This window comes from Planctomycetia bacterium (assembly GCA_021413845.1).
In the GTDB taxonomy this organism is placed as follows: domain Bacteria; phylum Planctomycetota; class Planctomycetia; order Pirellulales; family PNKZ01; genus PNKZ01.
Window position 1 is genome coordinate 1 of record JAIOPP010000040.1, and the last position, 22,960, is coordinate 22,960.

At 60.8% G+C, this 22,960-nt stretch carries 16 protein-coding genes; 3 read left to right on the top strand and 13 right to left on the bottom strand.

Annotated elements, in window-relative coordinates; genetic code table 11:
* From K8U03_08030 to K8U03_08040, 3 genes are all read right to left on the bottom strand, one after another.
* A partial coding sequence (locus K8U03_08030) for a DUF1549 domain-containing protein (GenBank protein ID MCE9604834.1) occupies positions 1–2,371 on the bottom strand: 2,371 nt, incomplete at its 3' end.
* A 44-nt stretch (positions 2,372–2,415) separates the two neighbouring features.
* Positions 2,416–4,665, bottom strand: coding sequence for a hypothetical protein (locus K8U03_08035; protein MCE9604835.1), 2,250 nt, complete (start codon positions 4,663–4,665; stop codon positions 2,416–2,418).
* Positions 4,666–4,970: 305 nt separating this feature from the next.
* Entirely contained in the window at positions 4,971–5,336 is a 366-nt protein-coding gene (locus K8U03_08040) for a 4a-hydroxytetrahydrobiopterin dehydratase (GenBank protein MCE9604836.1), read from the bottom strand.
* Between the two features lie 323 nt (positions 5,337–5,659).
* On the opposite strand from K8U03_08040, the gene K8U03_08045 reads away from it, so the two are divergent.
* Positions 5,660–6,571, top strand: a complete 912-nt coding sequence (locus K8U03_08045; GenBank protein MCE9604837.1) for a hypothetical protein — start codon at positions 5,660–5,662, stop codon at positions 6,569–6,571.
* Positions 6,572–6,739: 168 nt separating this feature from the next.
* The gene (locus K8U03_08050; GenBank protein ID MCE9604838.1) at positions 6,740–7,930 is read left to right on the top strand and encodes a hypothetical protein; all 1,191 of its coding nucleotides are present in this window, start codon (positions 6,740–6,742) and stop codon (positions 7,928–7,930) included.
* 103 nt (positions 7,931–8,033) lie between these two features.
* Here the strand turns inward: K8U03_08050 and K8U03_08055 are convergent, their stop codons facing one another.
* The 10 genes from K8U03_08055 to K8U03_08100 all read right to left on the bottom strand — a co-directional run bounded on the left by K8U03_08055 (position 8,034) and on the right by K8U03_08100 (position 22,237).
* Complete coding sequence (locus tag K8U03_08055) at positions 8,034–8,294, bottom strand: hypothetical protein (GenBank protein ID MCE9604839.1); 261 nt, start codon at positions 8,292–8,294, stop codon at positions 8,034–8,036.
* Between the two features lie 47 nt (positions 8,295–8,341).
* Entirely contained in the window at positions 8,342–10,147 is a 1,806-nt protein-coding gene (locus K8U03_08060) for a tetratricopeptide repeat protein (protein MCE9604840.1), read from the bottom strand.
* Between the two features lie 67 nt (positions 10,148–10,214).
* Positions 10,215–11,324: a class I SAM-dependent methyltransferase gene (locus tag K8U03_08065; GenBank protein ID MCE9604841.1), complete on the bottom strand. Its 1,110-nt coding sequence runs from the start codon at positions 11,322–11,324 to the stop codon at positions 10,215–10,217.
* A gap of 30 nt (positions 11,325–11,354) precedes the next feature.
* Positions 11,355–12,167, bottom strand: coding sequence for a glycosyltransferase family 2 protein (locus tag K8U03_08070; protein MCE9604842.1), 813 nt, complete (start codon positions 12,165–12,167; stop codon positions 11,355–11,357).
* 358 nt (positions 12,168–12,525) lie between these two features.
* Positions 12,526–12,858, bottom strand: coding sequence for a hypothetical protein (locus K8U03_08075; protein MCE9604843.1), 333 nt, complete (start codon positions 12,856–12,858; stop codon positions 12,526–12,528).
* A gap of 870 nt (positions 12,859–13,728) precedes the next feature.
* Positions 13,729–15,696 (bottom strand): hypothetical protein, encoded by a 1,968-nt coding sequence (locus tag K8U03_08080; GenBank protein MCE9604844.1) that lies wholly within the window; start codon positions 15,694–15,696, stop codon positions 13,729–13,731.
* A gap of 227 nt (positions 15,697–15,923) precedes the next feature.
* Positions 15,924–16,823, bottom strand: coding sequence for a trypsin-like peptidase domain-containing protein (locus tag K8U03_08085; protein MCE9604845.1), 900 nt, complete (start codon positions 16,821–16,823; stop codon positions 15,924–15,926).
* A gap of 440 nt (positions 16,824–17,263) precedes the next feature.
* Positions 17,264–19,447 (bottom strand): hypothetical protein, encoded by a 2,184-nt coding sequence (locus K8U03_08090; protein MCE9604846.1) that lies wholly within the window; start codon positions 19,445–19,447, stop codon positions 17,264–17,266.
* A gap of 106 nt (positions 19,448–19,553) precedes the next feature.
* Positions 19,554–20,390, bottom strand: coding sequence for a hypothetical protein (locus tag K8U03_08095; protein MCE9604847.1), 837 nt, complete (start codon positions 20,388–20,390; stop codon positions 19,554–19,556).
* Between the two features lie 356 nt (positions 20,391–20,746).
* Positions 20,747–22,237 (bottom strand): hypothetical protein, encoded by a 1,491-nt coding sequence (locus K8U03_08100; GenBank protein MCE9604848.1) that lies wholly within the window; start codon positions 22,235–22,237, stop codon positions 20,747–20,749.
* Positions 22,238–22,642: 405 nt separating this feature from the next.
* On the opposite strand from K8U03_08100, the gene K8U03_08105 reads away from it, so the two are divergent.
* On the top strand, positions 22,643–22,960 hold a 318-nt coding region (locus K8U03_08105; GenBank protein MCE9604849.1), incomplete at its 3' end, for a beta-hydroxyacyl-ACP dehydratase.

Consider the following 22,960-nt stretch of genomic DNA (forward strand, 5'->3'; position numbering starts at 1 on the left):
TTGCCAGTGCAGCAAGATACAGTGAAGTAATAATCTCTTCTTCCGGTTTATTGTCTTTCAACATCATCGCGATCCGTCCGTTGTCGGCTCGCAGTTTGTTGTGAACGACCGGACCGTTGATCATCTGCAGCGCTTGCGACAGGTTCGACTCGCTGCTCCGCTCGCATTGGCAAGCGGTCTCGCGAGCCGGCTGACCAAAGACCTTGAGGAAGTAATTGTCGACGTCGGGGCTCGGCAACTGCACGGCCGTGGTGCCGGCCGGCAGGCCCGCGAATTTCTCCGGCACGCCGGTGACTTGGCAGATGGCGTCGAGCAGTTGTTCGGCGGTCAGCATGCGCGTGCGACTGTGCGAGAAATACTTCACGTCGTCTTTGTTGAACTCGTTGCGGCGCGAACTGAGTTGATAAAGCCGGCTGTTGAGGATCGTGCGCATGACATGCTTACGATCGAACTTGTGCGCGATGAAGTCCTTAGCCAGCGCTTCCAGCAAGATCGGATGCGCGGCCGGGTTCGACTCGCGGAAGTCGTCGACCGGCTCGATGATGCCGCGCCCCATCAAGTTGCCCCAGATGCGATTCACTTCGACTTTGGCGAAGAACGGATTCTCGGGCCCGATGAGCCAAGCGGCGAACGCATCGCGGCGATCGTCTTCGGGGGGCAGTTCGACGTCTCCCTTGAGCGGGGCCCAAGGCTTCATGGTTTTGCCGGTGCGCGGCTGCGTGATTTCGCCGTTCTTCGCGCTCCAGACGACGAGATCGTTTTCATCGGCCGACTTCTTGCGCTGCACGCGCGTGAAGAAGGCTGCGATGCCGTAGTAGTTGTCTTGCGTCCAGCGCTCGAACGGGTGATTGTGGCACTTCGCGCATTGAATGCGAATGCCGAGAAACAATTGCGAGGCGGTTTCCGTGCAGTCGTTCACGTCGCCGGCCGTGCGATAGAAGTTGGCGGCCGGATTCGCGAGCGTGCTGCCCGACGCGGTTACAAGCTGCCGCGCGAACTCGTCGTACGGGAGGTTGCTGCGCACCGCTTGTTCGATCCAATGATGGAACTTATAAACTCCCGGCTCGGAGACCTTGGTCTTGCGCACGCGGAGCAAATCGGCCCATTTCAGCGCCCAGAAGTCGATGAAGTCTTCGCTCGCTAGGAGGCGGTCGATGGTCGCGGCGCGCTTGTTCGAGGCTTTGTCGGCGAGGAAGCTTTCCGTCTCGGCGATGGTCGGCAGCCGGCCGACGACGTCGAGGTGGACGCGGCGAATGAACTCTTCTTCGCTGCAGGCCTCGGCCGGGAGAATCTGCAAGCGATTCAATTTCTCGAACGCCAACTTGTCGATGAAGTTGTTTTCCGTCGGCTGGTTCCACTTGAAGCCGGGGACGTCTTCGAGATACGTCAGGGCCGTGGTTTCCATCTTGTCGAGATAGCGGACGAGCACGGTCGTTTCGCCCCGTTCGCGGCTCACGACGAAACCATCGGCATCGACCGTGGCGACCGCTTCGTCGCTGCTGAGATAATCGGCGAGCTTCGTGATGTCGCGAATCGTGCCGTCGGAATAGTGACCGAGCACGAGCAGTTGTTGCACGTGGGCCGGTCGGAAGTATTCGCGATTCTTCGGATAGACTTCGATCTTCGTGCAGGTCGGCGCCCCTTCGGCGTCGAGCTTGCAACCTTGGCCGATCCAGTCGCGGAGAAGCTCGAACGTGTAGTCGTCTTTCTTCAGCCGCCGCCCGCCGCCATGCGCGATTTCCATCAGCGGCTTGCGCAGGAGCAAGCTGCCGGCCGGGTCGATCGGGTCGATTCGGCGCGCATACGATTCGCGAACCAGCGTTTCGATGTCGAGCACCGGATCGTAGGCGCGGAGCGAAAGCCGGAAGCCCCCTTTGCCGCTCGGCGAACCGTGGCAAGCTCCTTGGTTGCAGCCTTGCTTCGTGAGCGCCGCTTGCACGGAGAACGTGAACGAGGTTTGTTCCGGCTTCTGTTGCTCGACCGCTTCGACCGGCACCGAGGCTTTATGCGAACCGACCGTGATTTGAACCACGGTCTTGCCGTTGCCGGTCGGGAGGACGAGCCCTTCTTGAATGCGAGCGACGCGCGGGTCGGCCGAGGTGAGCTGCGCGGCGCGGGTGAGATCTTGCACGGTGCCGTCGGCGTAGAAGCCCGACACGACGACGTTCATATATTGGCGCGGCGTGGTGAAGCGAATCGATTCCGGACGAACCTCGATCCGCTGCGGCGCGCCGACGACGATCGGCGTCAAGCCCGCGTTCTCGGTGGCTCGCATATCGGCGGCGTTGGCCGGCGCCAGCGCGAGCGCAACGACCACCGCCGCGCTTCCGAGAGCGGCGAGACTTTGCAACGCTTGTATTAGTCGGGACATGATGCGTCCTCCTGGCGAGCGGTAATTCGTTCGGCGTTCCGTTGCTACTTCTTCGGTTCGACCTTCACGGCGGTCTCTTTCGCGGGCGTAGTCGCCGCGACGGGCTTCGGGGCTTCCGCCTTCTTGGGTACATCGGGCTTCTTCGTCTCCGCCGTTTTAGTGTCGGTCGGCTTTGTGGCGGCGGTCGGCTTCGGCGCTTCCTTGGCGGGCTCGATCTTCTTGCCATCGATGCGCAACGTGAGATCGGCGAGCGTCGTCTTTTTCGGTTGGTCGAGATACGTCGCCGAAGCGATCACGCGGATCGGTTGTGCGGCCGCGGCAAGAGCTTTATCGGAGCCGACGAACTCGATCGTCCCTTCGGCTTTCCCTTTGGCGATCGTCACCGGCGCGGCCGTGACTCCGGCGGGCAAGCCTTCGACGGTCAGCGTGATCGCGTCGTCGAACTTGCCGAGCTTTTCGATCTTGATCGGCAGCGAGGCCTTGCCCGAAGGTTGCGCGAGGACGATCGCTTTCGTCGCCGCCGAAAGCTTAAGCAGTTCGCCGATCGGGTCGCCGATGAAGATGGAAAGCTGATCGACCAGAGCGGCCGGCGGATTCGTGAGCCCGCCGAAGAGCTTCGCCAGCGGCGGTGCGATAAGAGCCGTCGTCGGGCTCATCCCTTCGGCGGTCTTCTCGTTCCCTTTCGCAGGGACCGCTTCGCCGACGATGCGCGCCTGTAAGAGCGTGCCGGGCACGAGCGATTCCGGCACGGTAATGAGGAGCGGGATATCGAGCTTCGCTTCCGGAATGATTCCTTCGGCTTGGAACTTGTCGGTGCCCGTCCCTGTGATGCGGAAATGAATCGGGCCGGTGTAGCCGGAGCGTACGGCAGTGACTTTCGTCTTGCCGACGCCGCCGCGGGGGATGTCGAGCTTCTCGACGTCGAGCGCGAGCGTGAAGCCGGGGGCCGCCTGGCCGATCTCGATCCGATAAACGAATTGCGGACCGCCGCGGCGCAGCAACTCTTCGGCCGACAAGATGAAGGTGCCGTCCGCAGGGACCGTGTAGTCGAGCGAGCTTTCTTCGACACCCAAGTCGTCGTTCTCGACGAGCGTCTTTCCATCGGCGCTCAGCAATCGTAGATAGAGGTCGGTCGGAGAATTCAAGCGCCGGGTTCGTCCGGAGAAGCGGAGCTTGTCACCTTTCTTCGCGGTGAAACGGTAATAGTCGCGATCTTTCGGGTTGTCGAAGCGACCGTTGATCGCGCCCGAGGCGTTTACCGTCGTCGCTGCGGCGAGCTCGTTGTTCGGTTCGACTTCGACTTGCTCGGCCCCGGCGGCGACGGCAAGCGTCGTGAGGCCCGAGCCTTGTCCGGCGGTGTATTTCGCGGCGAGAGGAACTTGCCCGCCGGCGACATCGCGCGGCACGTCGAGCTTGATCGGCTCAAGCTTTCCGACATCGGCCCCGACGGCTTGCACCGCCGACTTCGTGCCGGCTTGCGCTCCCATCGGATAAGGAGCACCGAGGAGCGGGAAGTCGCCGAGACGGAGACGATAGCGATACGTGGCGCTACCGGCGTAGCGAATGTCGCGGAGCTCGATGATATAGTCGCCGGCTTTCTGGAAGCGGTAGGTAAAACGGCCGTCGACGCCGCTCGATTCATCGTCGTCGGCATAGGCGAGCTCGTGGCCTGCGGTGTCGAGCAGCCGCAGGACGGGATCGAGCGCGAACCCCAAGCGACGCGCCACGACCTCGACGCTCAGTCGTTCGCCGGCCTCGGCGTGGATCTTGTAGTAGTCGAACGTCTCGGCTTCATACACGCCGTCGATCGCGATCGGCGCTTTCAGCGGCTGCGCCGTGGCGATCGTCTTGTTCGTGTTCTTCTCGTAGTCGGTCGGCAGATCGTCGACCATGATCAGCCGCAGGTTCGACGTGCCGTGCGCGGTGACGACCCGTGCGCCGTAGATGCCGGGCGTGGTGCCGGGCGGGAGCTTGATTTGAAAGCGGGCACGGCTCGGGTCGGGCTTCGGCGGCGCGGCCGGCTTCGCATCCTTCGCGGCCGGAGCTTTCGAGTCCGCCGGCTTCGGGTCGGGTTCGAGCGTACAAACGGCGCCGGGGATGTTCGTCCAGAGCGAAACGGCGTCGTGAAGTTGACTCCCTTGCGCTTGCAGAATTACGGTCTCGCCCGGCGCGATGGCCGAAGGGACGAAATGCGAGAGGACCGACGGCTCGAGCGGGGCCGCTTCCAGCGACGAACGTGCGGCCGAAAATATGAACGCAATGCCGAGCAGGCAGCCGACGACTAGACGCTTCATAGCGCTGGATCCTGGCGGGTGGAGAACCATCGCGCAGAGCAAGAACGTGTCCGCAAAACGAAACGAATGCGAGCAGCGCCGAGCGATGCGCAACGGGCGGGCGGGAACGGCAAGTCGGAGGTAGGAGCAAGCAGGGGTGACGAGCGGAAAACGGCCGCGGGCGACCTTATTTCCTATACACGACGATAACCGCTGCCGAGAGGGGCTGTCAATTTGTTTCTTACCGCAATGCCGGCCTAGGGTTAGGTGCGGTATTCACCCTGCGTGACACGCCCGGAGAACGAAATCGACTCGTATCTCGCCGGTTACTTCTTCTTTTGCTCGACCGGCAGGCGGTCGATCTTCGCGGCGAGGATGAAATCGTTTTCCGATAATCCGCCGATCGCGTGGGTCCAAAGCTCGATCCAGACGTTGCGATAGCCCTCGAGATGCAAGTCGGGATGGTGCTGATCCTCTTCGGCAACCACGGCGACCGCCTCGAAGAACTTCATTCCGGCGAGGAAGTTCTTCACCGTCCAATCCTTGCGGATCCGCTGGTCGTCGGCCGTAAGGCGCCAGCCTGGGAGCGTCGTCAGTTGCCGACGCGCTTCTTCGACCGAGTAGGGAGCGACGCCCCCTTCGCACGGCAAGCACTTCTTCTGCACGAGTTGTTCGGGCGATTGCGTTTCCATGATCTGGCTCCCGGCGTGTTGAGATCAGGTTCTCGAACCAAGGCATTCTATCAAGCCGTGAAGCGGGAGACATTCTTTTGCGCGATCGTCTGCGCGATCGTCGAGCAAGGTGAGCGGAAGTCTTTCACAGCTCGGAGATGGTCTTCACCAAACCTTCACCAGCGCCTCACCAGCCGTTCGCTATACGATCGGGCTCGGCGTCGGCATTCTTAGAGCGTCGGCCGGTTGAGGCGTCGCTCTGAGAGGGATTCGAGAGCAAGACGACGCCTCAGGCACACCGTTCGATTTCGAGTTTCGAGTTCGTTCGCTCAGGGTGATGGATCATGCCCACCGTGCCTCAATTTGCGTCCGAGATCGTCGTTTCCGGTGCGGCTGTGCCCAGCCGCGCGATGGCCGGCACTGCGCCTGCGCCGCTGCTGGCTTGGTCGCGCGATCTGCCCGACTTCCGCGATTTCGGACCTGCCTCGATCAGCGATGCGTTGTCGACGTTGAAACGCCGCGCCACGCGGGCCGCCAAGCCTGAAGCGATGGATTTGCGTGAGTATCTCGCTCCGGTTACCGATGCCAGGCCTGCGCACGCTTCCTCGGCCGAGGCGGTGTTGGCGATGGTGCAATACTTCGAGCGTCGCGCTACCGGCCGCAGCTTCGTCGGCTCGACGACGTTCTTACATCACACGGCTCGTCGACTCGAAGCCGTAGCCGGCGAGCGCGGGATCGGGCTCCGTGCGGCGTTGAAAGCGCTGGTTCGTTTCGGTTGTCCGCCGGAGCGCTATTGGCCGTTCGAGCCTGCGCGAGGCGATGCGGAGCCCGATGCGTTTACCTTCGGTTTTCAGCGGGAATTCGCCGACTTGCGTTACCTGCGGCTCGATACGCCGGGGCTGGCCGGAGCCGAGGTGTTGCGGCAGGTGAAGAGTTTCGTCGCCGCGGGCTTCGCGTGCGTCGGTGGGATGTCGTTTCCCGGCTCGACGACTTCTTCCGGCGATATTCCTTATCCCACGCAGCACGACTCCGTCGCCGGCAGCACGGCGTTCACCGTCGTCGGCTACGACGATGCGTATCGTATCCGTTCGCAAAAAGGTGCGCTGCGTATTCGAGCGACGTTCGGGTCCGGCTGGGGCGAAGCAGGCTACGGCTATCTGCCGTATCGCTTCGTCGAGCAATTCGGCGCTTGCGACTTCTGGACGCTCGTGAAGCCGGAGTGGACGGCCTCGCGCGAGTTCGAGCAACCACGGTGAGTCGATGTTTTTCGTATCGCGAAGAGCTTCACCTTTGCCTCACCTTCGCACCCACTCGGCTCCTGTAGTTCCCCCATCAAACGGTCGAGATAGTGAGAAGTGTCCGAAGCAAACTACTTTGTGTTCCTAAGACGCCGTGCCAAGCGTCTTGAGAGAAGGAGAATTGAAATGTTACGCTACGTGAAAGACTTGTGGACGGATGAAAGCGGTTTCGTGTTGTCGACGGAAATGATGTTGTACGGAACGGTCGGGGTCGTCGGTGCTACGACGGGCTTGTCTGCTTTCCGAGATGCCGTCAACACGGAACTCGGCGACCTCGCCAAGGCGATCGGCTCGCTCGATCAGAGTTACTGCATCTCGCCCGTAACCGGGCATCATGCCTATACGGCCGGGAGCGCTTTCTATGATCGCGCCGATCTGCCCGATGTGCCGCAGCTCCAATATGTCCCGCAAGCTTGCGTAGCTCCTGTCGGACGTCCGCTCGTCTGTGCCGACGTGTTCGGACCCCAAGCGATTCCCACGAACGGGCCGGGACCAGTGCCCGCACCTCGGGCTCTCCCCCAAGGTGCGTTGGTTCCCGGTTCCGTTCAGGGAGTCGCCGTACAACAAGCCGGCTCGAAGGGAGTCAACGTGGCTCCGGTGCCCGATGCGAATTTCAGCGGCGGGCATCATCATCACCACGTCCACCATCCGCGAGTTGCGGGTCAGCCTTATACGGCCGCCCAAGCGCTTAACGAGCCGTACTTGGTCGACGTGCCGGAAGGTTACTTCAACGTGCCGCCGAGCGGCTACGTCGGTCCGGTGTCGCAGTTTCCCGCTTATTTGAATCGCGGCTTGGGGAATGCTCCCTGCAACGGCTGTAGCCCGAACGTAGGTTATGGTCACGGTGTCGGCGTGTCTCTCCCGGCCGACGCCGTGATCGTGCCGGCCCCGGTGCCGGTGTACTATGCCCCGGCGATCGTGACGGCCGAGCCGGCTTGGAACACGATCGAACTCGGCTTCGCTAAGGTCGGCGATGCGGAGTTGGAATACGTCGAGAAGTTCCGCACGGCGAAATGCCTGCATGTGATCGGCTCGAACGTCACCGACAAGGGCTTGGTCTATGTCGGTCAGATGCAGCAATTGGAATCGGTTCACCTCGTCGGCACTCAGATTACCGACGCCGGTTTGAAGGAACTCGGGAAGCTGAAGAACCTTCGCTTCCTGCACCTCGTCGGCACGAACATCACCGACGCAGGCCTGAAGAATCTCTCTTCGCTCAAGCAACTGCAAGAGCTCGATGTTCGCGGCACTCCGGTAACGGATGCCGGCTTGGCCGAACTTAGTAAGTCTTTGCCCACGTTGAAGGTAGTCCGTTAGACTCTCTCCTCTCTCTCTCTCTCCAACGGATTGCCCTAACCAACGCGCCGCCGGTCGACTAAGTGCCAGTCGACCGGCGGTCGGGCATTGATAGAGAGCCGCGTTAAGGCCGATCTTTCGCTGGCCGTTTCTCGCTTCGCACGGCATCTTCCAGCGATTCGAGATCTTTCCGTTCGACGAGATATTGCTCCGTCGAACCGTTCCCGTGAGGCCTGCTTTTGCAGGTCGCGGTGAACTTCTCGATCACATCGGCCAGCCAAGCCCGATCGCGACCCGACGCTTCACGACGCCCGGCTAAGAAAGCCCCGGCGACGAGAAACCCGAGCGTGAAGGCGACGGCCGCGGTGAGATAATAAGAGAGCATGGAAAATGATGATCCATGCTCAGCCTCGGCAAGTCAATGAAGCGGGCCTAAGGGGATGCTGCGGCGGGAATCGCTGGGCGGTCTTGCGGCGGGCGTTGTACGAGCATTTCGTCGAGATTGTGCCGCGCACCCTTGTGATGCGGGTTGAGCCGCAAGGCCGCATGGTATTGCTCGGCAGCTTCCGTAAGCCGGCCTTGCTTGGCGAATACGCCTCCCAAGTTGTTATGCGCCTTGGCCGATGGCTCTAAGCGGAGCGTCGTCTGATATTCGACGATCGCTTCGTCGAGCGCTCCTTGCGCCGCCAGCGCGATTCCGTAGTTGAAGTGCGTCGAAACGACTTCCGGATCGATCGCGATCGACTCGCGAAAGCACTTATTCGCTTCGGCAAATCTTCCCAAGGAAGTGAGCGAAGCTCCGAGATGATTGCGCAATTGAGCGTTGGCCGGATTGATCTTTAAGGCGGAGTAGCACCACTCGACGGCTTCGGCGTGCCGGCCTTCGCGCGCCAAGGCGACGGCTAAGAGTCCTTGGGCTCGGAAGTTGTTTTCGGTAACTGCGATGGCGTGGGAATAGAGGGTCACGCCGTTGCGCCAATAGCCGACGTGTATCCAGGTCAAGATTAGGCACGCCGCCACGGCTCCGACACTCGAGAGATCGAGCCATAGCTGCCGGCCGGGCACGCGACGAAGTAGCTCAGGCACGCCCCATGCAACCATGATGAAGATGCCGATCAACGGCACGTAGGTATAGCGGTCGGCCATTCCTTGCGTGCCGACTTGCACGAGACCGATGACCGGCACCAGCGTTCCTAAGTACCACAGCCAACCGACAAGGAGATATTTCTGCTGTCGTCCGCGCCAAAGCACGAGCAAGCTCACGGCGAACAAAGCTGCCGCCGAGCAGCAGACCAGCGAGTAGAAATTCGGGGCTGGAGTCCAATCGGGCGGCGTGAGGCCTGCGTGCGGATAATAAGCCGAAAGATGCGTGGGCCAGAACGTGTTCCATAAATAGCCGGCATAGGAAACGGCGGCGTTTCCTGCGCGAATACCGAACGACATGGTTTCCAGGCTTTCTACGGCGCCGCTCTCGTATTGCGCCCTCGCGGTGAGAACCGCAGACAGAGCCGAGATGCCGAACAGCGGGATCTTTTCGACGAATAAACCTAGTGCGATGCGCAGCACGCTGCGGCCCGATGCCGCTAAAGTCGCAAACCGATCGAGCGGCCAGTAGTCGAGCAGCAACAACACGCAAGGAAGCGTGACGAGCATCGCCTTCGATGCGAGGCCTAAGAACAACAAGGTCGCCACGAGCGCATAGCGTCTTAAGCCCGGCTTTCGGACGTAGCCGGTGTAGGCTCCCATGCACAGGATCCAGAACAATGTGCTGAGGACGTCTTTGCGTTCGGAAATCCAAGCGACCGATTCCACATGCAAAGGATGCAACGCGAACATGAGAGCGACGAAAGCGCTGGGGCGATCGTCGCGCGTCATCCGTTGCAGCACTAAAAACAGCAACACCGAGTTGGCGATATGCAGCAGCAAGTTCACGAAATGCATCCAGCCCGGTCGAGGGCCGAACAACTGGCAGTCGAGCATGTACGACAGCCAAGTAAGCGGATGCCAATTCGAGAAATAGTCGGTCGTCAGCGCCCAGCGGATGTTTTCGAACGTCAGGCCGGACCATATCCGCGGATGCTCTTGCACGTACCTCGGATCATCGAAAGCGACGAAGTCCCAAAAGATGACGCGGAAGTAAACCACGGTCGTCAGCGCGGCCAAGAGCGCGCAGATGCGGAGCTGAGTGCGACGGTCGGCGGTCGTCGGCTGCGTCAGCGGCGGCGTCGAAGCGTTCATGGTTTCCGGTGGCCTAAGGCGGCGCAAAAAGCGAAACGACAAAAAGCGAAACGAATAGGGTCGAGTCTTAGCGCGGATCGCGCTTCACGGCATATAGCTCGATCGTCCCGCCCGCGTGAAACGCCGCTTCGGCGAACGTGAGGAGGCCGGCGAGCGGCGCAAGCACCGCCAAGCCTAAGATCGAAACGAGCGATTGCAGAGGATACTCGCGCCAAGGTCGGCGAACGTTTCGCGCCGAGGGACTGCGCAGCAGATCGTAAAGCAGGTTGTGGCGCAAGCCGCACCGATTGAGCAGGCTTTGGATCCAGCCGTAAGGGTTTTGCTCGAGCGATCCGTAGCCGGCGTGTTTCACATCCAGGCCCAGCTGAGGAAGCTTCTCATGGAGCCACGGAGCGCTGAAATGCCAATAGTGCCGCGGCAGGTCCAGGTGGAACCAATCGTATTTCGTGAGCTTCGCTTGCCAGCCGGCGGAGTTGGGAACGGCGAGCGCCAAGACGCCCCCCGGCTTGAGAATGCGCGCGATCCCTTCCAGCGCCGGGAGCGGGTCCGGCACATGTTCGAGAACGTGCCAAATAATGACGGCGTCGAATTGCGAGTCGGCGTACCGAGTGGGATCGAAGCCCCCGAGCGTCACGTTCAGCTTGAGATGATCGCGCGCGTGTTGAGCCGCCGTGGAGCTGAGCTCCACCCCTTCGACTTCCCAGCCTCGTTCGCGCAGAGTCGCGAGAGTCAGACCTCGGCCGCAACCGATATCGAGGACTCGCCCGCGAGCATTCGTCCAGCATTCCAATGCGCGAGCTCGACGACGGCGCAACCAGCGCGACAGCGCTTCCATGACGGGATGGAAGCGCGCATTTTGGTCGCCGTAATACTCCTTGGGGTAATAAGGGCCCACTTCCTCGATCGAAAGTTGCGGCACGGTAAACGTGAGACCGCAGTGGTCGCAATGAGCTATTCGGAATCGATCCGGACTGCCGCCGGCGTGCGGAGCGGAACCTTGCCACGAGGTGGAAGCGCCCGGCGTGTCGCAGGCGCGGCAGGTCCACGAACGATCGAAAGCCGCGTCGGCTGCGGTCGAACGGGATGTCGACGTCGGCCGTTCGGATTCGTCGAACACTTGTCTCGCCAAGCCGGAGGTCGGATGATCGCCCAGCGTGGACGGGAAGTCGGTAGCCATCGAAGCATTCTCGGGAAAGGATGGTTTTACTTACGGCTGCAATTGCAGTGCTGCGTAATAGGAAGCAGGATGCGCGGCGTCGACGTGATCGAGCCGGCGACCGAGTTCGTTGAACAACGGCGAGCGATGCCAGCCGAGGCGATGTAAGCGGAACTCGAAGCTGGTCGCGAGAACGCCGAGCCCGTACTTCACCGAACGGCGGAAGTTGATGGACGACGCTTCGGCGAAATAGCGCGTCGGGCAAGTGATCTCGCCGATCCGGTAGTCGAAGTAAACGGCTTGAGCGAGCATCTGGTTGTCGAAGACGAAGTCGTCGGAATTTTCTTCCAGAGGGAGCTTCGTAAGAACATCGCGTGAAAAAGCGCGGTAGCCGGTGTGATATTCGGAGAGCTTGTGCCGCAGCAGCAAGTTTTGCACGGCCGTCAGGAAGCGATTGGCCGCGTATTTGTATTTGGGCATGCCGCCGGCAAGCGCGCCGGTTCCCAAGATGCGCGAGCCTAGCACGACGTCGAACTCGCCATGCGCGATCAAGCTCGACATGGCCGTGATCAAGCGGGGCGTGTACTGATAGTCGGGATGCAACATCACGACGATATCGGCACCCAACTCGAGCGCTTGTCGGTAACAGGTCTTTTGATTCCGGCCGTAGCCGAAGTTGCGGCTGTGGACGAACGTCTTCACTCCGAGCGAGGCGGCCAATTCGGCCGTTCGATCGGAACTGGCATCGTCGACCAGAATCAGATGATCGACAACGTCGCGAGGGATTTCGGCGATCGTGCGGCGAAGGGTCTTCTCCGCGTTATAGGCCGGCATGACGACGACGATTTTCTTGTCGTTGAGCATCGCGATAGGCCTCGGGGTTTGGTCCGAGGGCGCCAGGGTTGGTCGGAAAGAAGGGTCTTATCCGACAGTAATTACCCTCGATTTATCCGGCAAACCAATTCATGCTCGGCTCTCGTCATTCGGCCGCAAGGGATGCCGAATGCTGTCGGTTAATCGGAATGTGCCGACGATGACGGTTGTGCCGACGGACGAGATGGGCGAGCGAACCCTCGTGCTCCGATGGGATGACGCCGTGAAATCGACTCTCATGCGAAATGTCGGGACGTAAAAAAATCCCCGGGATGTGCAACTTGCACACCCCGGGGATCGTGTTTCGCGAGATCGACTCAAGAGACTTGAATCAGCCGCGATAAATCGACTAGGTGCCACCGACTTCGATTGCAGCTGCGTTGTTGCAGATCGAAACGCACTTCGAGTTGCCGGTGTCGCTGGTGTCGGTCGACGTGTCGCAGAAGTCTGCGCTGTCGATGAAGAAGCTACCTGGGTTGTACGCATGGTGGCCGGACGCACCGCTGAAGCTGTACGACTGGTTGATGTTCGCGATGGCTTGAGCAACGTCAGCCAACTCGGTGACGACCGAATCACGAAGGCTCTTGAGGCCGGCGATGATGCCGATCACGAGAATCGTGGCGACCAAAATAATTTCCGACGAGATAATCGCACCCGTCTCTTCGTTCCACAAACGCAACATGGTCTTCATACTCTCTCTCCAAAGATGAAGCGGATAACTTGGCCTCGCCGAAATGGTCGAGGCTCCAAACCCATAACGGGCCTAAACGTTAGGCCAGTTCGAACGGAACCTCGCTCTTGTTATGCGCCGCTTGTGCCGAAGCGGAGCGAGTCGGGTTTCGTTCAATACGGAAAGTCGCCGAACGACGAACTACAGCGCTGAAGTTCAAGTGTCGGCTAACGGCACGCAACCAGTGCGTGCTGACAACGGCAACGTGGTGCCGATTCGCGAATGCGAAAGAAAAAGAAGCGGACATGTATCTCTCTCCCCTCGCAAAATGCGACCTCAAATCCAATCCGCTTTCCGCGACAGGGAGAAGTCCGAACGAGGTCCGCAGGGAGCAGTGCCATGCTCTCGCATCTCTCGAAGATTGCCGGCTCTCACCCCGACGAATCTCGACTTCCGACCATGTTGCAGCTCGAGGGGTGCCTTCCCCCAAGACGGTTGGTTCTGCTTGAGTAATCCGAACAACCGGCATAACCGATGTGTTTCGTACAACCCATACAATCCACATAACCGACACTATTTGGTCGACCCAGTTAAGTCAACTTAATTATTTTACGCAGTCGTCCTATTTGGTTGTTTTGAGGGCGAGGGGGACCTATCGGAAGACCTTGAAACCTGAATGCAACAAGAATGCGTAAGTTATTTGAAATAAATGAGTTGCGGCAGGATCAAGCGAGGCATTACTCGCGACCTATTTCACTTGAGAACCGGCTCCTGAAATTTTTAGATTGAGCGTGGTTTTGGTTGAATCATAAAAAGAAAATGCCGCTCGTCGACGTGACGAGCGGCATGGATTCAAGGTTGGAAGTGCGGCAACCGGTGAATTTACGGCGGCGGAAGGTCGGAAACGCTCCGGTGCGTCAGGCCCGCTTCGTTGACCGTGGTGACGGAAACGCTCACCCCGATCGAGCCTTCCCATTCCTTATCGCTCGGCCAGACCGGTTTGAGCTTTTTGGTCGTCGGCTCTTCCGAGGTTTCCATAGCCGTGACGATGGTCTGATTGAAAAACTTCAAGAGCGTCGGGCCGTTGGTAAGGTCATACGTGATGGCATCTTGCGGCGGAATCAGTTCCGCGGCGCGCGTGGCGATGGGGCTCCCCGCCAACGACGCACCGGCTTGCGGCGGAGTGCGCAACATCGAGAGCGCTTTCTCGGTGACCCCTTTACCGATCGCGACGACCATGGTGCCGTCGCCGATGAACCAACCGCCGTGAAAGCCGTCGCTGTCGTGTCGCAAGCCGGCGTAACCGCGCTCTTCGCCGACTTCCTTCACCGCCACGGTGGCGGCGAGTTGCAGCAATCGCTTCCACAGCGCTTCGTCGGTCAACCGCCAAACGAACGCCATCGCGTTTTGCGAAGTCTCTTCTTCGGCCGGCGCACCCGCTTCTTTTTTCTCCGGCAGAAAAGTAACGATCGTGTGCTTCGTTCCCAAGGAGGAAAGCAACGTGACCGGATCGGTTTGCAAAAATTGTTTCGCTTGCTCTTCGATCGCGGCGATCGATTCTTCTCCCTTCGGCGTTTGTCGACGGACGATATCCGAGATGAGCTTGTAAGCGCCGCCGAGATCGATGCTCCAATGCTGATAGCCGACGACGTCCGTCGACACCCAATCGGCCGGCTTCGGAGGGAGCGACGGTTGATCGAGCAACTTCGGCAATCCCTTGCGAGGGCTCGCGGCCGAGAGGAAGAGTCCGCTTCGCAGGGCCGTGCCGTCGAGCGTCGCGCGGTAAGCCAACGGGCCCAACTGCTCCAGCGCCAAAGCGCGCACGAGCTTTCCCTGTTCGCTCGTGTCGGAAAGATCGAGCATGTTCAAAGCCGACGGAACATCGAAGAGAAACTCGACAATCGGCACTCCTTCCGGCAGGGCTTCGGCGAGTCCCGGCGTCTGCATTTTGCGTTGCACGATCCCTTCGCCATCGCCGGATTGCGCTTCGAGAAAGCGGGCAAACGTCGCCGTCGCGTGTTCTCGCAAAGCGAGCTCGGCCTTGCCGTCGGCGGGCTTTTCAGCGGTGTCGGCCGTGGTGTCGACGTCCGACGCGATCGTGTGCGCCGCCAACAGCTTCCCTTCATGCCGGCCGATCAATACTTGCACGTAAGCGTGGACGACTTCCCGTTCAGCGTCGGGCTCGTCTTTCGGCTTGACGTTCGCATCGACCTTCAGCCCTGTTTTGGAATTCGCTTTGAATTGAAAACTCGCGTTGCCGCTCTTGGGGCCCGTGAGCGGCACGCGCAAACGGCGAACTTTCGTTCCGGCCAGCTCGATGTCTTCGCGCGCGATCTTCTCGATGCCGTCGGACTGCAATTCCAAGAAGCGATCCAGCGCGGCGATCCATTTCTCGGCATTCGTCGCGCCGCATTCCGCCCAGACCAAGCCGACGAAGGCAGGCTTGCCTTCGAGCTTCGCGATCGTCGCGGCATAGCCGATTTCGCCCCCGAAGGAGCCGAGCAGGTCGTCGAACGAGAGTCCGACTTTCACTAATTCGGCCGAGATTTCCTCGAGATCGGCTTTCGATTCTTCGAGGATCAATTCCTTGATCGTATCGACTCGCTTCTCTTCGAACGCCATCGCACCGAGCTTCGTGCGCGTCCGAAATGCTTCGTAAACCTCTTTAAGATTCGGCACTCGAACGAGTGCGACGGTCTCGTCGGGCAAGGCCTGCCACGTCGGGCGTTCGGCGGCTTGCGTTGTGGACGGAGCCGTGGACAGAGTGGATAGCAGCACCGACATCAAGCCGGCGACCAATCCATTCCATGAGACTTTACGCATCCGAACCTGATGCGACGCGAAACGCATATCACCCTCCTTGGGAAAGCCGGCCCCGTGCGGGAGCGGCTTCAATCGTCGAAATGAAAGTACGACTCCGTCTTCCGGCGTCGGAGCGCCGATCGACTTTCAGGCATCCTACCGAATTCTCACGCGGAATCGACCGTTCTTTTGGAACAGCTCGTTGGGAAAACTCAACCAAATCGATTTCGCAAGAAACCCCCGAGCGCATCGCCGGCGCGCCGCGAGATCGCCGTCTAGGGCTTCGGCTTGCCGGCGGCAGGGGAACCGGCGGCGGGAGACGGGGCGCTTTTCTCGCCGGGTGCTTTCGCGTCCGGCAACGGCGGCTTCTGCGGCACTTTCGGCATGGGCTGGAGATCGCTCGGCTTGCTGCTCGGAGCCTTAGGATCCACCGGCTCGACGACCGGTGGTTTCGCCATCGGCGGCTTCACGACTACCGGTTCCTTCACGATCGGCTCTTTGACCGGCTCTTTCACGACATCGGCCGTGCCCGGCTTTTTTTCTCCCGTAGGAGTAGGCGTCGGTGGCTTGCGGAACGGAGGTTGAAGATACGTGACTCCGTTCAGCGGTTGCGCCGGGTCGTAGAGATACGTTTCGCGATGCACCAGAAAATCGACGAGATCGGTCGCCGGAATTCCGAACGCTAAGCCGTCGAACGACGTGGCGCCCGCACAGACGATGCCGACCACTTCGCCCCGTGCGTTGAACAACGGCCCGCCGCTATTGCCGGGATTGATCGCCGCGTCGGTCTGGATCATGCGCAGGTTTCCCATGCGGCGCGTGGTCGAGCTCACGATCCCTTGCGTCACCGTTCGTTCCAGGCCAAGTGGGTTGCCGACCGCGAAGATCAAGTCGCCGACATGGAGGTCATCGTCGCGGTTGATCGTGATGGGGTTCGGCAAATCCCCTTTCAGCTCCGTCGGGTCGAGTTGCAGCAATGCGATATCGCGCAGCGGGTGCAGGGCCACGATTTTGACGCGCTTGAGATCATGCTTTTCGTAACCGTTCGGCGTGCGGCGAAACAGTTCGACCTGCACGCGCGGATGCCCTTCGACGACGTGGTAGTTCGTGATGAGATGCCCTTGGCGGCTGATCAGAAAGCCGCTCCCCCGGCCGGAAGCGTTCTTCACCATCATCACGGCATCGCCGCAGCGGCGAACGAGCTCGGGCACATCGGCCGCTTCGAGCTTGCCGGTCGTGAAGAGAGCCTGGTCGCTCGTCGGAGCACTGTTTGCTGCGGTATTGGTCGTCGCAGTATTCGTTGTTGTCGTGTTAGACGTTGTTGTGTTGGAAGTCGCGGTGTCGAGCGTGATCGGTTTCTTTACGTCGTCCGTCTTCGTGCCGTCGGCTTTCTTTACGTTCAGCACGCGCTTCGCCGGAATATGCAGCACGTCGTAACCGAGGTCGAGCACGACCCCTTCTTCGTTTTGGCGCAAGAGGGGCCCGGTGATCTTCGTGCCGCCGACGAGCGTGACGGTGCTCAGCTCCACGGCGCTCGAGGCTTGTCCGCAAATGAGCAGCAACGCCGTAGCGACGTAGTAACCGATCGATCGAGAGGCGACGTTCGACTTCTTGCTCACGGCTTATCCTCGCGTCCCAAGTAAATCACCAAGCGATCCTGACTCAACAGGGCCATGTCCGTGAACTTATCCCCATCGGCGTTGAAGCCGATCGCCGTCCGCGGCTCGCCGACCGGCACGCTCGAGCGTTCCTCGCCGTAAGGATAGGCCTGATCTTCGAAGACTTGCCAAGAGACTAAGTCGCGCAGTTCGCCGTCGCGTCGTTCGAGTGCCGTAAACTGATGCCGTCGGTCGTCGCAGAGAATCGCTTCGTCGACTCCGTCGCCCGTGAGATCGGTGGCGATGAAGCGATGGATCACCGCTTCCTTCACGCCGCTCGGGCGACCCTTTCGGCCGTCGATCGTGTCGATCAATTTCAATTCCCACGGCCGGCCCGCGGTGAGGCGGAGCAGGCGATCGCCGTCGACGAGGAACAAGCCGAGCACCGGATCGTTGCGCAGGGCGATGCCGCCGGGCAGCTTTTCGCTGCGCGTCGTGCGGGCGATGCCGGATGAATCGAACTTGAGTCGATGCAGGAAACGACCGCCGGTTTCCAGCCCGAGCGATTCGCCATCGGCGACCGGCACGTAGCCAGCGAGTTTCTGACCGTCGGGCAGCATCACTTGATCGAGTGGTTGCAAGCTGTCGTCGAGCCATTGCAGTACGCCTTCGGTAAGCCGACCCAATCGCAAGCGGCCGGCGTCGGGATACAACCGATATTCAGCGAGGTTCACTTTCGCCAAATTGCCCGACTCTTTCACGACGGTTTTGTTGTTTTCGAGCGCGACGATCTTTCCCGCGGTCGAATAGGCTTGCTGCACGAGCACGCGCTTGCCGCCGAGCCAGAGGACCCGTTCGACTTTCGTGCCGGCCTTCTCGAACCTCGTTTTTTCGGGCTCTTTCGCAGCTGCCGGCCAAACGTAAAGATCGAGATGATCGCCGACGCGCTGCGCCCACCAGACCGTGTCGCCGACGGCTTCGAGTGCCGTGATGCGTCGATCGGCGACATCGGCCGACTGCGTCATCGGCTTCGGATAGGTGAGGCGTCCCTTTTCCCAGCGGCTCTCATACAAGTCGTTGGCGTCTTTGACCCACATCAACAACGTTCCCGGCCGACCGGCCGGCGCGGCGATCTCGCGGACGTTGCCGATCGTCGGATAGCTTTCTTCGTTCGACCATTGATCGTCTACGATGCGGTAGGTGCGGATCTTCGGTTCGGTCGGGTCGACTGCGGCCAGCGCGAGCGCGCCGTCGAGCTTGATGCCGCACCAACTCGCGGCCGGCATTCCGGCGATCGGCAACGTCGCACGAAGACCCCAAGGAGAATCTTCTCCCTTCGCCATTTGATAACGTCGTAAGAGTCCGCTTTGCGCTCCGCCGAGGCAGAGGACTTCCGTCGGGCCGTTGCCGCCGGCCAAGCAGCCGACTTGCTGCGCCGATTGATCGTAGAGCATCTGCGGCGGGCGCAGCGCACCGGCGGCGCACTCATACCACCGCACGGTCTGATTCGCTTTCACGGTCCATTCGAGTAAGTCGTGGTCGCCGTCGCCGTCGAGATCGGCGAGCCGCCAATCGACCCGTTGAGACGTCTCGCGCGGATGAAACCATGCCGCGCGGCCCGCCCCTTCGAGCGATACGACTTGAATGCCTTGCTCGCAACTGACGAGCACTTCCCGCTTCCCTTCGGCCACGGTACGCACGAGCAGCAAGTTGCCTCGGCCGGCGAGTTGACCGGTGAGCAAGTCCCAATGGCGCGAGCTGCGCCATTTGCCGTCGGCCTCTTGTTTGAAGACGGAGAGCTTCAGCGCAGGGCCGGTCACGATCAGCAACTCGGGCTTCTTATCTCCTTCGACATCCGCCGCCACGACATCGGCCGGCAGATCATCGAGCGGTACTTCCGTGTGCGACCAATCGGGAGCCAACGGCAATTCATTCGGACGATCAGGATCGGCCGGCGGCACCGGCTTACGCTCGTTCGCTTCAAGCCGGCGATAAAGGTCGAGCCGCGACTGGCGCGTGTTGACGACGATCAACTCTTGCTTGCCGTCGCCGTTGAGATCGGCCGCGCGAATGCGCTCGGGCGAACCTTCGGTCGGAATGACGCGCATTCCTTGCCAACCATGAAAATCCGCCGTCTTAGCGGAGGTCGCCCCAGCGGCCACCAGGGCCGAAGCAAGAACGACGCGAGTAAACCGAAGCACTTGGTAACTCCCTTTCCTCGTGATCTACACCAAGCCTAGTTCGCCTAGTCGTTAAAATCAATCCAGCCTGCGCGTGCGATCTAATTCAACAACCAGATATTTTCCACTAACCGAAGCGATTGCTTTTAGGCATGTCGATGCCGAGTGCGTCGGCGCGGAACATGTCCGTGATCAGCCGTTCCGTATCGTCGGCCGTCGTCGCCAGACGCAACATCCAGAGCGAACGGAAGACGCCGCACGAATCGAAGTGCGGCGCGGCGAACGCTCCCAAGACGGAAGCCGCGACCCGAGCGTTCATGTCGGGATTAGGCGCGACGGTGTCGAACGAGTGCCGAATCGACGTTAAAAGCGACGCGCTGGCCAGCGCTCCCACGTCGCAAGGGCCCGATCGCGAGAGGGCTCCTTCTTTTAAGTTCGTCGCGAAGCGCTTGAGCCGCGCGTCTTCGAAGCCGAACTCGCAAACATCGTGCTGGGCCAGCAACGGAGCGAGCAATAAGTCGGTCCAAAGCTCCGCTCGGCGGCGCAGCCGATTCAGTTCGACCGCTTCGGTGGAGGGAACGCCCGGCCCTGTGACGAGTAATTTCAACACCCGGTGCCGCATCTCTTGATGGCCGATGAACACGCTTCGGGCCACGATTTCGTTGTCTTGGGCATCGCGGCGGCGGTCGAAAGCCGTAACCGCGGCGGTCCAAACCCGGGTCAACACCTCGCTACCGAGGATCTCTTCGATGAGCCCTCGCACCGTGCTGCCGGGCTCTTCGAACACCGGTGTTTCTTGCAACCGAATGCGATGCAAGGCTCGCCCCCAACGCTCGAAACGGCATTTCGATGCCGCCCAATAATCCTCGAGGCCGTGGATTCCGAGCGCGTCGGGCCCGAGAGCGAGGGCCGAGCCATGTTCGGAAACGATGGCAGCGAGTTCGACGAGTTCGCCGGTTTGCATCAAAGGGCCTATCGCATCGGAGGACGAAGAGGACGAAAATCGGCATCCACGGACTTAGGACTTCTCAAGCCGCCGCTCGCCGGGTCGCGATCGAGAGAGCCCGAGGGGACCAGGGCTCTCCCGACCGCGATTTTGGCTGGCGATGTGAGGAGACGGGAGCTTTGCAAAGCGAGTGCCTCGTAGGGCATATTGCACCTGCAACTGCCTCGCAGTTAATTGCATAAATCATTTATATATAAAGACTTATGTAATTATTGACGAGGCCCGTTCGCGATTGCTGCCTCAGCGGCAAAGATGCCGAAACGCAACGGAGTATGATGCCTCGTCGCCTCGCATGTTGCGGCGCGCGAAACGGATTAACGTCGCCGGGCCGGCACGCGGCCGGCAACTTTCGCTCGTCGCGAGTGGGGGCCCTTGAGCTTGGCGCGCGGCTCCTGCGACGATGTCGGCTCTTCGACATGGGCCTCGCGCCAAGCGCGAGCGATGCGCGTGCCGAGGTGCGTTGCGGCGGGCTCGAACCCTGCGACGGCCCAGACCAGCGACAACGGCTCGACCGGAATGCGGAACCGGGCCGAAGTGATCGTCAGCGTATGGAACAAGGTCACGCTGAGAAATGCCGCGACCAGCGGCCAGAGCGTCGACCACCGCCGGCGGGCCGCGAGAAGTCCCATCGCCGAAAGCGTAAACCAAATGATCGAAGACGCTTGGTAGATGCCGTTCGTCGCTTTGGGATTCGTGCGGTCGATCAGTAGAAAGTAGCTGAGACGTTGGAAGCAAAGCCGTGCATAGTCGGCCGGGTGGGCGCGAATCCAATCCCCAGCGCGGCTGCCGAGCAAGCGCGAGCGCTCGGGCTCGGTGAGGCCGGCAAACTCTTGGTAGCCGGTCGGTTTCAACAGCACGTCGTCGATGTAAAGGGTCTCATGTCGCGCTTCCCACAAAGCTTGGTTACGGCTGCGGAGCGAGCCGTCGTGTTCGGCCGCGAGCGTCGCGACCGACGGCTTCGGGATCTTGTCGGTGCCGTGGCTGAGAGGATTGTTCCCCTGCCATAAGGCATAACCGAACGACGACTTGATGAACACGAATTCCCCGTGAATATGGAAGTTTCGTGCAATCCAAGGGGTCGTGATCGCGAGCATGCACGCACCGACGCCCGCCACGCGCAACCCGACTTGCAGGGCCGTGCGGGCTCTTGGCTCGTGGTTCGTCGTGCGTTGTCGACGGTAAAGCGCAATCGCCAGCGCTAGGAGTGCCGGAGGAAGGACGAGCCCGAGAATCGGATCGATCAATAGCAACCAGCCGCCGACACAGCCGATGGTAAGCAATCTGCTACGTGAGATCTTTTGCGCGGCTTCGGCGACGAGTGCGAAGAGCAACGTCACGGCGAGCGCGCCCCACGGCGCGGCTTGAACGTGCGTCGCCATATAGATGTGCGGCGGATAGATCGCCGCGGCCCAACCGACGGCCCAGCCGATGCCGCGCGTCGCCGGAAAGAGAGCCCAACTCAACCGCACCGCCGCCACGACGGTTGCCGTGCCGACGATGCATTGCAACAACTGGTACGCAACGATCGCGTCGCGCGAACCACTGCCGAAGGCCCAGTAGAAAACAGCCAGCACGGCTGGAACCCAAGGCGCTTGTTGCGACGTCGGGCCTTCGGTGCCGAGATAGGTGACGGAGAAGCCGCGACCGGCGAGCAGGTTTTCGGCGATCGCTCCATGTTCGTAGGTCGAAGGGCGACCCTCGGGAGGAACGAGGATGAGGACCGCGGCGATGCGCAAGCAGAGGGCCGTGACGGCGAGTGCCATCCAACCCCACTGCCGTCGATCGTCTCGCCGCAACAGGTCCATGCCGAAGACTCCCTTCTTCGCCGCAACCCCCGGGCACCGCACTCGGACCGCCGACTCGAGCGGCGGGGCGACATAACGTCGCTGCCGGCAGAAGTCTCCGAGTGGTGTTAGGGGCGGGGATTGTAGACGGGGGTGTCAGCCGGAACCTAGAGCGTTTTGCCCCTCGTTCGGCGGCGATTTCCCAGCATTCCAACCTCGAAGACCGGCAGACTGCGGGCCCGGTTTCCGTACTTAACCGGTAAGCTGCCCAATGCTTAAGCTCATTTGGGCGGTTCCAGGTCGCGTTGTGGCGGCCGGAAAAACCGGTATACTCGTACGCTTCGTTGACCGATGATAACGGCTAAAACAGCGCCGATATCTATCGGCAGGCACTCTCGTCGGACACGCTAAGACCTTCAGCCAGCCATGCGATTTACGCTTCTCGACAAGATCACGGAACTCGAACCGGGCAAGCGGCTTGTCGCGCTGAAGAACCTTTCGCTGGCCGAAGAATACCTGGCCGACCATTTTCCAGGCTTTCCCGTGATGCCGGGCGTGTTTATGCTCGAAGCCATGACTCAGGCTGCGGCTTGGCTCATTCGAGGCTCCGAAGATTTCGCCCATAGCATGGTTACGCTCAAAGAAGCGCGCAACGTCAAGTATGCGAGTTTCGTCGAGCCGGGCCAAACGCTGGTCGTCACCGTGGAGATGCTCGGGCAAGACGAACGAACCGTAAAATTCAAA

Bases quoted from the DNA above. Each gene is read 5' to 3' on its own strand.
- K8U03_08045 (MCE9604837.1), top strand. From the start codon at position 5,660: ATGCCCACCGTGCCTCAATTTGCGTCCGAGATCGTCGTTTCCGGTGCG.
- K8U03_08035 (MCE9604835.1), bottom strand. From the start codon at position 4,665: ATGAAGCGTCTAGTCGTCGGCTGCCTGCTCGGCATTGCGTTCATATTT.
- K8U03_08095 (MCE9604847.1), bottom strand. From the start codon at position 20,390: ATGCAAACCGGCGAACTCGTCGAACTCGCTGCCATCGTTTCCGAACAT.
- K8U03_08085 (MCE9604845.1), bottom strand. From the start codon at position 16,823: ATGATGGTGAAGAACGCTTCCGGCCGGGGGAGCGGCTTTCTGATCAGC.
- K8U03_08065 (MCE9604841.1), bottom strand. From the start codon at position 11,324: ATGGCTACCGACTTCCCGTCCACGCTGGGCGATCATCCGACCTCCGGC.
- K8U03_08050 (MCE9604838.1), top strand. From the start codon at position 6,740: ATGTTACGCTACGTGAAAGACTTGTGGACGGATGAAAGCGGTTTCGTG.
- K8U03_08055 (MCE9604839.1), bottom strand. From the start codon at position 8,294: ATGCTCTCTTATTATCTCACCGCGGCCGTCGCCTTCACGCTCGGGTTT.
- K8U03_08040 (MCE9604836.1), bottom strand. From the start codon at position 5,336: ATGGAAACGCAATCGCCCGAACAACTCGTGCAGAAGAAGTGCTTGCCG.
- K8U03_08070 (MCE9604842.1), bottom strand. From the start codon at position 12,167: ATGCTCAACGACAAGAAAATCGTCGTCGTCATGCCGGCCTATAACGCG.
- K8U03_08100 (MCE9604848.1), bottom strand. From the start codon at position 22,237: ATGGACCTGTTGCGGCGAGACGATCGACGGCAGTGGGGTTGGATGGCA.
- K8U03_08080 (MCE9604844.1), bottom strand. From the start codon at position 15,696: ATGCGTTTCGCGTCGCATCAGGTTCGGATGCGTAAAGTCTCATGGAAT.
- K8U03_08075 (MCE9604843.1), bottom strand. From the start codon at position 12,858: ATGTTGCGTTTGTGGAACGAAGAGACGGGTGCGATTATCTCGTCGGAA.
- K8U03_08060 (MCE9604840.1), bottom strand. From the start codon at position 10,147: ATGAACGCTTCGACGCCGCCGCTGACGCAGCCGACGACCGCCGACCGT.